The 12,306-nt window shown below is 64.8% G+C and carries 11 protein-coding genes and 2 pseudogenes; 7 read left to right on the top strand and 6 right to left on the bottom strand.

Going from position 1 to position 12,306, the window contains the following annotated elements; translation table 11 throughout:
- Window positions 1-69: 69 nt before the first annotated feature.
- Complete coding sequence (locus A2I95_RS16070; protein WP_291730969.1) at window positions 70-438, bottom strand: hypothetical protein; 369 nt, start codon at window positions 436-438, stop codon at window positions 70-72.
- Window positions 439-1,013: 575 nt separating this feature from the next.
- Between A2I95_RS16070 and minC the strand changes: the two genes are divergently transcribed.
- The 5 genes from minC (at window position 1,014) to A2I95_RS16045 (ending at window position 5,221) form a co-directional block, all read left to right on the top strand.
- Entirely contained in the window at window positions 1,014-1,778 is a 765-nt protein-coding gene (minC, locus tag A2I95_RS16065) for a septum site-determining protein MinC (RefSeq protein WP_291730967.1), read from the top strand.
- Window positions 1,779-1,833: 55 nt separating this feature from the next.
- Window positions 1,834-2,652 carry a septum site-determining protein MinD gene (gene minD / locus A2I95_RS16060; protein WP_367151760.1) on the top strand — a complete coding sequence of 273 codons (819 nt, stop codon included), beginning with the start codon at window positions 1,834-1,836 and terminating at the stop codon, window positions 2,650-2,652.
- A 3-nt stretch (window positions 2,653-2,655) separates the two neighbouring features.
- Window positions 2,656-2,919, top strand: coding sequence for a cell division topological specificity factor MinE (gene minE / locus A2I95_RS16055; RefSeq protein WP_259991506.1), 264 nt, complete (start codon window positions 2,656-2,658; stop codon window positions 2,917-2,919).
- 141 nt (window positions 2,920-3,060) lie between these two features.
- A complete protein-coding gene (locus tag A2I95_RS16050) occupies window positions 3,061-4,503 on the top strand; it encodes an HD-GYP domain-containing protein (RefSeq protein ID WP_291730960.1) in 1,443 nt (480 codons plus the stop codon).
- A 31-nt stretch (window positions 4,504-4,534) separates the two neighbouring features.
- Window positions 4,535-5,221, top strand: a complete 687-nt coding sequence (locus tag A2I95_RS16045; RefSeq protein WP_291730957.1) for a M48 family metallopeptidase — start codon at window positions 4,535-4,537, stop codon at window positions 5,219-5,221.
- A gap of 69 nt (window positions 5,222-5,290) precedes the next feature.
- Here A2I95_RS16045 and A2I95_RS16040 read toward each other — a convergent pair whose 3' ends face one another.
- The 5 genes from A2I95_RS16040 to A2I95_RS16020 form a co-directional block, all read right to left on the bottom strand.
- Window positions 5,291-5,833 carry an RSP_2648 family PIN domain-containing protein gene (locus tag A2I95_RS16040; RefSeq protein ID WP_291730955.1) on the bottom strand — a complete coding sequence of 181 codons (543 nt, stop codon included), beginning with the start codon at window positions 5,831-5,833 and terminating at the stop codon, window positions 5,291-5,293.
- 5 nt (window positions 5,834-5,838) lie between these two features.
- A complete protein-coding gene (locus tag A2I95_RS16035; RefSeq protein ID WP_291730953.1) occupies window positions 5,839-7,053 on the bottom strand; it encodes an RSP_2647 family RNA methyltransferase in 1,215 nt (404 codons plus the stop codon).
- Window positions 7,054-7,136: 83 nt separating this feature from the next.
- Complete coding sequence (locus tag A2I95_RS16030; RefSeq protein ID WP_291730951.1) at window positions 7,137-7,805, bottom strand: DUF6778 family protein; 669 nt, start codon at window positions 7,803-7,805, stop codon at window positions 7,137-7,139.
- 175 nt (window positions 7,806-7,980) lie between these two features.
- Window positions 7,981-8,250, bottom strand: a complete 270-nt coding sequence (locus A2I95_RS16025; protein WP_027258564.1) for a hypothetical protein — start codon at window positions 8,248-8,250, stop codon at window positions 7,981-7,983.
- On the bottom strand, window positions 8,234-11,038 hold the full coding sequence (locus A2I95_RS16020; RefSeq protein WP_291730948.1) for a bifunctional [glutamine synthetase] adenylyltransferase/[glutamine synthetase]-adenylyl-L-tyrosine phosphorylase: 2,805 nt from the start codon (window positions 11,036-11,038) through the stop codon (window positions 8,234-8,236). The genes A2I95_RS16025 and A2I95_RS16020 overlap by 17 nt, the downstream gene beginning before the upstream one ends.
- 482 nt (window positions 11,039-11,520) lie before the next feature.
- Between A2I95_RS16020 and A2I95_RS16015 the strand changes: the two are divergent.
- Together A2I95_RS16015 and A2I95_RS16010 are read left to right on the top strand one after the other, a co-directional pair.
- Window positions 11,521-11,789 (top strand): annotated as a pseudogene (locus A2I95_RS16015) (hypothetical protein); the annotation flags it as partial.
- Window positions 11,790-12,204: 415 nt separating this feature from the next.
- Window positions 12,205-12,306: pseudogene (locus A2I95_RS16010) on the top strand (IS5/IS1182 family transposase); the annotation flags it as partial.

Here is a 12,306-nt window from a genome sequence, read left to right as displayed (position 1 = left end):
GGTCCGGCGCTGGACCCAACCGGCAGGCAGGCATTTTCAATGCAGGCCAGGCGGGCGGGAGCCGCGCCTCTAGACGCCCCAAAGCCCCCAGCTGCCCAATGCCGCAACCGGCACAAAAAGCCAGCCCTGCGGCAAAAGGCCATAGCCCGCGCGGCGCAGCGGCGGCATCACAATGCCAATCCCTGCAGTGACCGCAGCCATGACGGTTCCCGCCAGTGCCATCTCAACCGAGCCGCGGGCGCCGAGAAACAGGAACAGAGCCATCAGGCCCAGATACCCGGTTACCAGATGCCAGCAGAACAGGGTAGTTTCGCGCACCACATCCGGCAGCTGCCGGTCCTGTGCCAGCGGCACCGCGCATTCCCGGCCGCCGATGAAGGCATGAACGCCCATCCACAGGGCCGCCAGCGCTGACGCCGCAAGAAAAGTCCACTGCATCGCAATTCTCCAATTTCTTAATAAAATCAACAGCACCGATCAAAAAGTGCAACCTGCCAGCCCATTCAAACCACGCCAAGCCGGAGGGCACCATGGCAAATACGCCGCAGAGGCTGCGGCCGGTGCGTGGTCACTCCGGCACTGTGGATTGCGCGCATTGCCGCGCATGGGGCTGTGGCTGAAAACGCAGCAACACCTCCGTAACCGGCCCGGTCCTGATCCAGGACGATCTGCGCAAGGGTCTGATGCATCTGACAGTACTGTTCATCGCGCCCCGCAGCGCTGCGCCGCCGCCGCTGGTTCCGGCGGGCGGCCAGGCAAGGCGTCGGCCGGGCTTCTTGTGTCCTCGGGAAGGCCGGAACCGCAGCAGCTTGCCCCGCTGGCGCGGACAGCAATTCTTTTTTGCGCAACCCTAGGCAGTCTTCCCGCGGAATTCCGCCGCCGGGATCGGCATCCGGCGCATGTCCGCCGAGGCGGGCTTACGCCGGTTGAACGGGCCGCCCCGCAGCCGCTATCCGTAAGGAAAAGAAGAAGCGGCAAAACAAAAGGCCGCAATCCCCGAGCAGGAGCCTCGCGTGAGCGTGCCGCATCAAGACATCCCCCCTCGTGGCGGCGCCCCCGCCGCTGCCATAAAGCCATTCCAGATCCGCGGGCGGTATTTCACCGCCGTTGCGCTGCGCCCTGAAGACGGGCCGCTGGATCAGGCGTTTTACACCGCGCTGGACACGCAGCTGCGCTGGAGTCCGCATTTCTTTGACGGCGCGCCGCTGATCCTGGATCTGGCCCAGGCGCCTGGACTGACCCGCCCGGCTGAGCTGCGGGCGCTGACCGACAGCCTGCGCAGCCGCGGCCTGGCGGTGTTCGGGGTGCAAAACGCCTCGCCCTCGCAGGTGGCCGCCGCCGAAGACGCCGGACTGATCACCATCGCCAGCGGCAAGGATGCGCCGCTGAATACCGACGGCCCGGCCCGGCCCGGTACCCGCCGGGAATTGCCCAAGAAATTGCGCCCCCCGCAGAACCGGCTGATCACCCGGCCGGTGCGCTCCGGCCAGACGGTGGTGGCCGAAGGCGGCGATCTGGTGGTGGTCGGGCCGGTCAGTTCCGGCGCCGAGCTGATTGCGCGCGGCAGCATCCATGTCTATGGCCGTCTGCGGGGCCGCGCCATGGCAGGTGCCGAGGGTGACGAGGATGCGCGGATCTTTTGCCACAGCCTGGACGCCGAGCTGCTGGCTGTCGCCGGGCTGTACCGGACAAGCGAAAATTTGGAGCCGGAGCTGTTGAACCATCCGGTGCAGGTGTTCCTGCAGGACGGGCGGCTCTGTGTGGAGACCCTGGGATGAGCACAGGGATAAGGAAGGCGGAACGATGAGCAAGGACCTGAAACTGGAAGAGCCGCTGGGCAAGGTGATTGTGGTCACCTCGGGCAAGGGCGGCGTTGGCAAGACCACCACATCCGCTGCCGTCGGCGCCGAGCTGGCGCGGCGCGGCCACAAGACGGTGGTGATCGATTTCGACGTCGGATTGCGCAACCTGGACATGATCATGGGCTGCGAGCGCCGGGTGGTGTTCGACTTTATCAACGTCATTCAGGGCGATGCCAAGCTGAAGCAGGCGCTGATCCGCGACCGGCGGCTGGAGACGCTGTCGGTGCTGCCGACCTCGCAGACCCGCGACAAGGACGCGCTCACCAAGGATGGCGTCCAGAAGGTGCTGGAAGAGCTGCGTCAGGAGTTCGACTATATCATCTGCGACAGCCCTGCGGGCATTGAGCGCGGCGCCCAGATGGCGATGCATTTTGCCGATGAGGCGATTGTGGTGACCAACCCCGAAGTTTCCTCGGTGCGCGACAGCGACCGGGTGCTTGGCCTGTTGAACAGCATCACCGACCGGGCAGGCAAGGCCGGGGCGGAGCCGGTCAAGGCGCATGTGCTGATTACCCGTCACGACAAGTCACGCATCAACAGCGGTGAAATGATGACGGTGGAGGATGTGCTGGAGGTTCTGGCAGAGCCGCTCTTGGGGATCATTCCTGAAAGCAAGGCTGTGCTGCGGGCCTCCAATCTCGGCGTGCCGGTGGTGCTGGATGACCCTTCCGCGGCGGCCACCGCCTATGAGGACGCGGTCGGCCGGCTGATCGGTGAGCAGATCGAAATGCGGATTGCCGCCGACCGGCGCCCCGGCCTGCTGCAGCGTTTGTTCGGACGGGCGGTGTAAGGCATGTTCGGTTTTTCCCTCCGCCCCCGCAAAGCCTCTGCCAGCACCGCCAAGGAACGGCTGCAGATCCTGCTGGCGCATGAGCGCAGCAGCAGCGGCGGTGTCCGCCCCGACTGCCTGCCGCAATTGCAGCGCGACATCCTGGAAGTGATCCGCCGCCATATGCAGATCGGCGACGAGGCGATCGACATCCGCATGGAGCGCGGCGACGAGCTGTCGAGCCTGGAGATCAACATTGAGTTTCCCGGCAAGCTGGGCATGAACTGATCCACGCTCCGGCGCGGCACATGTTCCGGCAGTTTTACTAAATTCCGGCGCAGTTTCCCCAACCCGCCCGCGCCGGGGTAAGGGCAGGTTAAGCCTGCCCGTGGTGTCATGGGCCTTCCGCATCTTTCGCGCAGAAGGCCCATGACCAATTTAGATCCGAATTCGCACCTTACCTCTGGTGCACCCCAGGAAACCTTGCAACTGGGGGAACTCCTTGGCGCGCTCAGCCATGCGCTGGACATGACCGAAGGCCAGCCCAAGGGGCATTGTTTGCGCTGCTGCTGGATCGGCATGCAGGTGGCAGCAGAGCTGGGGATGGCGCCTCAGGCGCGCTCCGATCTTTATTTCACTTTGCTGATGAAGGATCTGGGCTGCAGTTCCAATGCTGCCCGCATCTGCCAGCTGTACAAGACCGACGACCTCTCCTTTAAGCGCAATTTCAAAACGGTGAACGGCCTGCGCCAGGGACTCGGCTTCCTCTGGCGCAACACCGCCAGCGCCGCCGCGCCCTTGACCCGGCTGAAGACCCTGAAACAGGTGCTGGCCAAGAACAGCAGCATTGCCGGGGAACTGATCGACACCCGCTGCAACCGCGGTGCGGCAATTGCCCGGCAGATGCGATTTTCCGAAGCTGTGGCTGAAGGCATCGCCTGCCTGGATGAGCATTGGGACGGCGGCGGCCTGCCGCTGGGCCTGACAGGCGATGCAATCCCGCTGTTTTCGCGCATTGCGCTGATGGCGCAGGTGGTGGATGTCTTTGCCGCCGGCCAGGGGGCCGAGGCCGCCGCGGCAGAGCTGGAGCGGCGCGCGGGCACATGGTTCGATCCGGAGCTGGTGCCGGTCTTCACTTCGGTGATCCGCCGTCCGCGCTTTTTGCCGGACCTGCGGGATCCCGGACTGGAAGCAGAAGTGCTTGCCACCCCGCAGGCCCGGCATATTCATCCGGTGGATGAGGATTACCTGGATGAAATCAGCGAGGCGTTCTCATTGGTGATCGACGCCAAGAGCCCCTTTACCCACGGCCATTCCCGGCGGGTTGCGCGCTATACCGCCATGATCTGCGATCAGCTCGGCTATACCCCGGCGCGGCGGCGCTGGATGGTGCGGGGGGCACTGCTGCACGACATTGGCAAGCTGGGGATCCCGAACACCCTTCTCGACAAGCCGGGCAAGATGACCGAGGCAGAAATTGCCAGGATGAAACAGCATCCGGTGCTGGGCCATCAGGTGCTGAGCCGGATTTTCGCCTTCCGCGAGCTGGCGGATGTGAGCGCTGCCCATCACGAGCGGCTGGATGGCAAAGGATACCCTTACGGTCTGGACGCCGGGCAGCTGAGCCAGGAGATGCGGATTTTGGCGGTGGCCGATATCTTTGACGCGCTGACCGCAGACCGCCCCTATCGCGCAGCGCTGCCGCTGGACGAGACCTATGCAATCATGGACAAGCTGTCGGGATCCGGAATTGATCCGGACTGCTATGCCGCGCTGCAGGACGCGGTCACGGCCAGCGGCTGGCCCTCGGGCCAGGACGGGCTGCCGCAGGAGAGCGGATGGGCGGCGCCGGATCATGCAGAAACCGCTTGAGCCTGGCAGGGTCAGCCCCCATATCTGAAGCATGCTGCGCCTTTTGCCCATTCTGCTGGCCGTCGCCTATAGCCTTGTGATGTACCGGATTTCGATCTGGCGCACCCACCGTGAGCTGGACCAGCGTTCGACCGAACTGGCGGATGCGCGGCTGAAAGGGCTGACCGACCGGCTGGCGGCGGCGCTGAATGTGGCCCGCATCCCGGTGCATATCTATGAGGTCGATCCGGTCAACGGGCTGGCAGCCCCGGACGGGCGGATTTTCATCACCCGCGGATTTTACCGCAAATACCAGAATGGCGAGGTCAGCGCCGAGGAAATGGCATCGGTGATTGCCCATGAGCTGGGCCATGTGGCGCTGGGGCACGCGAAAAAACGGATGATCGATTTCTCCGGCCAGAACGCGCTGCGCACGGCACTGATGATGATCCTTGGCCGCTACATCCCCTTTATCGGTCCGTGGATTGCCGGGGTGCTGACCGGGCTGATCGCAGCACGGTTGTCGCGCGGCGATGAGTATGAGGCGGATGAATATGCCGCTGCCTTGCTGACCAAGGCGGGGATCGGGCTGGCGCCGCAGAAAAGCCTGTTCACCAAGTTGGAGGAGCTGACCCAGGCGCGCGCGGGAATGGCGCCGGCCTGGCTGATGAGCCACCCCAAGACCGAAGAACGCATCGCCGCGCTGGAGCGGCTGGAAGCGAAATGGGCCAAGGGCTGAGATGGCTGAAGGCATGAGGGGCCTGCCCCTCAAACTCCCCGGAGTATTTCTAAAAAGATGAAAAACAAGTCAACTGGCCAGCGCCTTGGCCAGCCTTGGCAGGCGGGCTTTCTTCAGCAACGGGCGGATCTCCCAGCTGCCGCCGGAGAGGCGGTTGGCCTCACCCAGCACCTGGGCGCCGAGGGCCTCCATACCGGAGTTGTCCTGCAGCCAGAACCGGTAGAGGAGTTCGTCCGCGCCAAGACGCTCCAGGCCTTCCTCGGCCAGGGTGTGGCGGGGGAAGTCCTTGTTGTTGAGGGTGACAATAGCGTCGGCGTGGCCGGTGATGGCGGCAGCCAGAACATGGATATCGGCGCTGTCGGGCAGCCACAGGCGGGCTTCAACGCCCGGTGATGCGGGCACTTCGGCCCTGGGCCAATTGGCGCGGATCAGGGTGATCTCGGCCTTGGCCTGCGCGGCGCCTTCAGGCCCGAGTTTCAGCGCTGCACGCTCCCATTCGCCTAAGATGCGGACGGACCAGAGCGGGGTGAAATGCCCCAGCCTGGCCGCGCCCAGCAGCATTTCCCGCATCACCGTCGGGTAGAGCACGCAAGTGTCCAGGAGCAGCTTCATCCCCGTCAGTCCAGCCGGAAGAACACGGCCTTAAGGTAGCCGCTTTCGGCCAGCTGCGGCAGCTGCGGGTGGTCGGGTCCGGCATAGCCGGTGTGGATCAGCGTGCCGCGGCGGCCGGATCTGCCGATGCCGCGGGCTGAGGCATTGCGGAATTTGGCAAGATCCGCCGCGTGCGAGCAGGAGCAAAGTCCAAGGTAGCCGCCCGGCTTCACCAGCGGGGCGGCCAGTTTGGCAATGCGCTCGTAGGCCCGCAGACCGGCCTCCAGCGCCTGTTTCGAGGGCGCAAAGGCGGGCGGGTCGCAGATCACCGCATCGAAGCTTTCGCCTTCCTCCTGCAGCGCCTCCAGCACGTCGAACGCATCGCCCTGGCGGGCGGTGAACCGCTCCTTGTGGCCGCTGGCTTCGGCGCCCTGGGCCGCCAGCTCGAGTGCGGCGGCAGAGCCGTCAACGCAGGTGGCGTGCCCTGCCCCGCCTGCGAGCATGGCGAGGCCAAAACCGCCGACGTGGGAGAACACATCCAGCACCTTGGCGCCCGGCCCGGTGACGCGGGCGGCGAAGGCATGATTTTCGCGCTGGTCGAAGAACAACCCGGTTTTCTGGCCGCCGGTGAGGTCGGCCATATAGGTGGCGCCGTTCATCTGCACCGGCACAGGTGCGGCGGGCGTTTCGCCCAGCAAGGTCTGGTTCTGATCGTCCAGCCCTTCCAGGGCGCGGGTGCGGCCAGCGGCGTTTTTCAGGATCACCTCTGCGCCGGTCACCTCTGCCAGGGCGGCGGTGAGCGCGTCCAGATGCATCTCGGCCCAGGCAGCGTTGGGCTGCACCACGCAGACCGCGCCGAAACGGTCGATGATCACGCCGGGCAGGCCGTCGGATTCGGCATGGACCAGCCGGTAGAAGGGCGCGTCATACAAGCGTTCGCGCATGTCCAGCGCACGGGACAGGCGGGCGGCGAACCAGGCCTGATCAATCACCGCTTCCGGGTCGCGGTCAAGCATCCGGGCAATGATCTTGCTGTCGGGGTTCACCGAGACCAGGCCCAGCGGGCGCTGCGCCTCGTCTTCCAGCACCGCCAGGGTGCCGGGCGCCAGATTGCGGGTGCGGCGGTCGGTCACCAGTTCATTGGCATAAACCCAGGGAAACCCGTGCCGGATGGCGCGGGCGTTGGATTTGGGTTTCATTTTCACGCGGGGGCGCTGAAGCGCATCTGAGGAGGCTGTCATGGGTTCCTCTTAGCCTTAAGCCCGGAACAGGAAAAGGGGCCGCATGGCCCCTTCCCGCAGAACTTCGCCGCTGCGCCTTGGCTTTACTGCAGTGCCTGCAGCAGTCCCAGACGCGGGTTCTGGTAGCTGCCGGGCTTGGTCAGCTCCTGGCGGACTACATTGGCCAGATGGCCGGTGATGCGCACTTTCTGGGTCTGGCCGCGCGACATGGCCTCCAGGGCGCGGGCGCCGCCAAAGGCCTTGAGGTCGGCCTCAACGGTTTTTTCCGGGCGCAGCAGGGCGCCGGTGGCCGGATCGGTGAGGCGCATCTTGAAGGTAATCGCATGAATGCCCCCGGTGGTGTAGCGGGCCTTTTGGGTCAGGGCGTGAAATCGCTGCAGTTCGATATGAAGATCGGCCTCGATCGCGCCACCCATGCCGGTGCTGCCGGCCTCCATGGCGCGCTGAACGATTTTTTGCACCTGGGCGTGGCGGTCGCCGTAAGGGTCCTCGCGCCAGACAATATCGCCTTTGGGCAGATAGCTGTTGGCTTCGGAAACGGAGAGGCTGCGCGGCACATCGACGGTGACGCTGCTGATCCGCAGGGCCGGTACCGGATCCACCTGCGGCAGGGTTTCATAGCCGTCGGGCACGCTCACCGCTGCGTCCGGCACCGGCTCGAACGGCAGGTTACGCGATGGCACGTCCACCGAGGCGCAGGCGGAAACCATCAGCCCGAGGGAGACGAATGCGAGGCTGCGGAAGATGTTCATGACTCTGCTCCTTACCATTTCAAGCCGCTTCCGGGTCAGGGTCCGGCAGGCGGGTTCAAGGGCAAGATGCGGGTCAATCAGGGCAGAATTGGGACAAATTAAGTCCAATTTAGCGAAAAATTAACGAATGTTTATGGCCGGGCAACGATTGTCCCGGCCCGCATAGATGCTGTCCTCACCGCTCGCGCGAGCGCCAGCCGCCGCGGCGGCGCGGTGTGGCGCTGCCTTCCAGCCCGTCGCGCAGCACTGCGGTCATCGGGTGGTCCGGATTGGCATTGCCGTACATGACCAGCAGCGCGCCGATGTCTTCCCGGCTGTCGCGGGCCGCATCCATGCCCAAGGCCCAGTCAAAGAAAATGCTGCGGCATTGCGCGTCCGTGATGCCGTCGATCCGATAGGATTCGTAGATCAGACCGCGCGGGTCCTGTTCAGTGCTGCCCTTCATCCGCCTGTCCCCTTTCCAAGGCCTCTGCAATCAGCGCCGCACAGCGTGTGTATCGGGTCTGCAGCTCCTGCTCCAGCGCATCCAGCCGGGCGTATCCGGTGGTGCGGCAGAGGAACTGCGCACCGCCCTCCCCGATCGTCTCGGCCTCGATGGCCTTGCCGGAAAGCAGCCGCGCGGCACTTTGCACCGACCAGAATAGCCGGTAACTGGCGGTCAGGTATTCTGCATCCGCGTCATTCAGCCATCCGGCAGCGACAGCGCCCTGCAGGCCGGAGGCCACATCGCGCGCCACCGAGTCGGAGGTGAGCGCCCCGGCCTGTGACAGCAGTTCGACATCCATCATCCGCCCGGCGCCGTTTTTGGCATCCCAAAGGCCCGACGGCGCTTTGGCGGCGGCCAGCCGCACGCGCATTCCGGACACCTCCTGCAGCACCTTGGCCAGGTTCCGCGGCTTTGCCAGGAAAGCCGCGCGGAAGGTTTCGATATCCGCCGTCAGGCTGGCGCCGCCCGCAACCGTGCGGGCCCGGGTCAGCGCCAGATGCTCCCACACCCAGGCTTCGTTCTGCTGGTAATTGGTAAAACCTGCCAGGCTGACCGCCACCGGCCCCTGGTTGCCCGAAGGCCGCAGGCGCATGTCGACTTCATAGAGCTTGCCCTGGGCCATCGGGGCCGACAGCGCGGTGACAAAGGCCTGGGTCAGCCGGGCGAAATAGGGCCGTGCGGCCAGCGGGCGCTTGCCCTCGGACATATCCGCATCGCCCGGATCGTAGATCACGATCATATCAAGGTCGGACTGAGAGTTGATCTGGCCTGCCCCCAGCGATCCCATTGCCAGAACCGCCGCGCCGCGCCCCGGCGGGGGGCCGTGTTTGCGGGAAAACTGCGCCACCACCTCCGGTGCGATGCCGGCAATCACAACCTCGGCCAATTCGGCGTATTGGACCCCGGCCTGATGGCCGTCGATCAGCCCGCGTAGGTGATGCACGCCAATGCGGAAGTGCCATTCCTTGCACCAGCGGCGGGTGGCATCCAGCCGGGCCTCGTAATCGCTTTCCTGTGCCAGCCGGTTTTTCAGTTCCGCCCGCAGCTGCTCGACCCCTGGCCAGGGATCAAAGAAGGAGCCGCCGATCACCGCATCAAACACGCCGGAATTACGGGACAGGAAACTGGCCAGTTCCCGCGAAGTGCCGGCAATATCCACCAGCAGATCAATCAGCTGCGGGTTGGCGCCAAACAGCGAGAACAGCTGCACCCCGGCTGGCAGCCCGGCCAGAAAACCGTCCAGCGCCACCAGGGTTTCGGCCGGTTTGGCAGTTTTTGCCACGCGCGACAGCAGTTCAGGTTTCAGCCGTTCGAAGATCCGCGCCCCGCGGGAGGAACGCAGCGCCGGATAGGTCGGCCAGCGGGCGATGATGGCGCCATCCAGCTTGGTGGTGTCCTCTGCGGTGTCAGCTGCGGCTGGCGTGCCGCCGGGAGAAAAGAATCCCTCGGTCAGCTCATGCACTTCGGTCAGCCGGTCCCTGATTTGTGCCGTCAGCTCCGCCGGATCGCGGTCCATCAGGCAGGCGATACGGGCAATGCCGTCCTCGGATTTGGGCATCTGGTGGGTCTGCGCGTCATGCACCATCTGAATGCGGTGCTCAACCTCGCGGTGGGCGCGGTAATGGGCCGACAGAGTTTCCGCGGTGCCCGGCGGCACCCAGCCCTTGTCCGCAAGTGCCGCCAGCCCTTCGACGGTGCCGCGCAGGCGCAGGCTCTCGTCGCGCCCGCCGGCGATCAGCTGGCGGGTCTGGGTGAAGAACTCGATCTCGCGGATGCCGCCGCGGCCCAGCTTCATGTCGTGGCCCGGCACATGCAGGGCGCCGCCGGTGCCCTTGTTCTCGCGGATGCGCAGGCGGATGTCATGGGCGTCCTGGATGGCAGCAAAGTCCAGGTGCCGCCGCCAGATGAAGGGCCGCAGGGTGTTCAGGAACCGCTCCCCCGCGGCGGTGTCGCCGGCACAGGCGCGCGCCTTGATATAGGCGGCGCGTTCCCAGGTGCGGCCCAGGCTTTCGTAGTAGCGCTCTGCCGCTTCCATCGCCAGGCAGACCGGAGTGACTGCCGGGTCCGGGCGCAGCCGCAGGTCGGTGCGGAACACATAACCGTCACCGGTGCGGTCGCTGAGGGCTGCGCACATGTTCTTGGTTGCGCGCACCATGCCCTGGCGCGCCTCAAAGAAGTCATCCGGGTCGAACCGGGTTTCATCGAACAGGCAGATCAGGTCGATATCGGAGCTGTAGTTCAGCTCATACGCGCCCATCTTGCCCATCGCCAGAATGGAAAGCCCGCCTGCGGTTTCCACATCATCCTCAGTCAGGCCCGGCAGTTTCTTGCGGCGGATCAGCGTGGCGATTTCCGCCTTGATGGCCACATCCGCACAAAGCGCCCCGAAGTCCGTCAGCGCCCCGGTTACCTGTTCCAGGCTCCAGCCGCCGCTGAGGTCGCAAAGCGCGGTCAGCAGCGCCAGCCGCCGTTTTGCCTGGCGCAGGCCCGGTTTCAACCCGTTGCCTTCGAGCGCCCGGCAGTCTGCAAAGACCCCCGCCAGCGCGGCGTCAGGATTCTGCAGCGCCTGCGGCAGCCAGCCGGCCTCGCGCGCTGTCAGCTCCTTAAGATACGGGCTGGAACCGCAGGCGCCTGCCACCAGTTCCGCAAACGCGCCGGACAGTTCCGGCACCAGGCTGCGCGCCTCGGCGCCGAGGCCGGGATCAAAGGGACGGGGAATGCGGGAGATATTCAGGGCTGTGGTCATGCGCCGAGACTGTTCCCGCCGCAACGGCGCGTCAATGGCCGAATTGCCGCGACCCCGCACAGGTTTACCTAAGGTCAGGAAAACCTGAATGGATGGGCCGACGAAGTTAAGGTATCGTTAACGCACGGTTATGCTCCGGTTCCAGAGCCACTTCGATGTAAAGAGTATCTTGTTAACAAGGGATGCCGGGCTGCGCTGGAAGCACCCCAGCCCGGCTTGGGACATTGCGTATTTTGCAGTGCCGTCACCCGCCCGGCTTGTGGAACGGGAGCATGACCGTGCGATCCTCCGCCCAAAATCAGGCCTTTGTGCTGCCTGCCTGAAGGGAAATGACGCCGCTGCAGCCGCAGTGAGCAGTCCGGCCGGGCGCGAATTTGAAAGCCCTCCCCCCGCGTCCGAAGGCACACGCGCGGCTGTCGGCAATGCGACCTTCCTGCCAGAACCTTTAACGGCTGAGGCTGTGCGGAAACTCCCTGCCTGGCATGGTAATTTCCAGACGGGCGCGGGAGGCAATCACGGCAGGCTTTATCGAGGGCGTGAACCGGGATCAGACAACACTGTTTCCGGAACGGCTTGAAGGCTGGATCCGCGAGGATCATCCGGTCCGTGCGGCCGGTCTCATTGTCGAGGACCTCGATCTGGCCGCGCTGGGTTTCAGCCGCCCCCTCCAGCACGAACCGGGCGGCCGGGGTCTCATCCGGCTGTGCTGCTCAAGCTCTTCATCTACGGCTGCCTGAACTGCATCTCGTCTGGGCCTTGATGGCCCGGGGCGGTGTCTACCAGTCTCCGAATGCGGCGGCATAAGTCAGCCGTAGATCGCGAGGACGTCGGTGCGGAAGAGGGCAAGGAGCAGTTTGACGCAACAGTCGTGAGACAGGATCGGGAAAACCAGTGTGCAACAGAGTGCCTACGAGCACGCGGCTTTGATCTGGACCTGACCTTCGAACACCATACGGGCCCGCGGCATGTATGACGCTGCATCAGAGGCCGGGCACATGTCAGCACCCGGTGAGGCGCCAAGATCAGCTCTGAGATTACCTCTTTCGCATGGGGCAGTTACATACGTGGCACAAATCGGATGAAGTCCGGACGTCCCCTATCACTAGGTCGTGTTGACAAAAGGGATTCACATGGGGCTGCAGGCATGATTCAATCTGGTATCTGCGATGGAGACCAGCTTGGCACGAGACTTGATGTCGGACGAGGAATGGGCGTTTTTTGAACGGTTCATCCTGACAGCCCGCGCCCCGAACGGACGCAAACCCACC

Source organism: Leisingera sp. F5 (assembly GCF_001593695.1).
Note: the sequence above shows the minus strand (reverse complement) of the source record. Positions and strands in the feature narration are given on the sequence as shown.

Excerpts from the sequence above, each read along its gene's own strand:
- A2I95_RS16035 (WP_291730953.1), bottom strand. The coding sequence starts at position 7,053 with ATGACAGCCTCCTCAGATGCGCTTCAGCGCCCCCGCGTGAAAATGAAA.
- A2I95_RS16050 (WP_291730960.1), top strand. The coding sequence starts at position 3,061 with ATGACCAATTTAGATCCGAATTCGCACCTTACCTCTGGTGCACCCCAG.
- A2I95_RS16025 (WP_027258564.1), bottom strand. The coding sequence starts at position 8,250 with ATGAAGGGCAGCACTGAACAGGACCCGCGCGGTCTGATCTACGAATCC.
- A2I95_RS16070 (WP_291730969.1), bottom strand. The coding sequence starts at position 438 with ATGCAGTGGACTTTTCTTGCGGCGTCAGCGCTGGCGGCCCTGTGGATG.
- A2I95_RS16045 (WP_291730957.1), top strand. The coding sequence starts at position 4,535 with ATGCTGCGCCTTTTGCCCATTCTGCTGGCCGTCGCCTATAGCCTTGTG.
- minE (WP_259991506.1), top strand. The coding sequence starts at position 2,656 with ATGTTCGGTTTTTCCCTCCGCCCCCGCAAAGCCTCTGCCAGCACCGCC.
- A2I95_RS16030 (WP_291730951.1), bottom strand. The coding sequence starts at position 7,805 with ATGAACATCTTCCGCAGCCTCGCATTCGTCTCCCTCGGGCTGATGGTT.
- A2I95_RS16040 (WP_291730955.1), bottom strand. The coding sequence starts at position 5,833 with ATGAAGCTGCTCCTGGACACTTGCGTGCTCTACCCGACGGTGATGCGG.
- A2I95_RS16020 (WP_291730948.1), bottom strand. The coding sequence starts at position 11,038 with ATGACCACAGCCCTGAATATCTCCCGCATTCCCCGTCCCTTTGATCCC.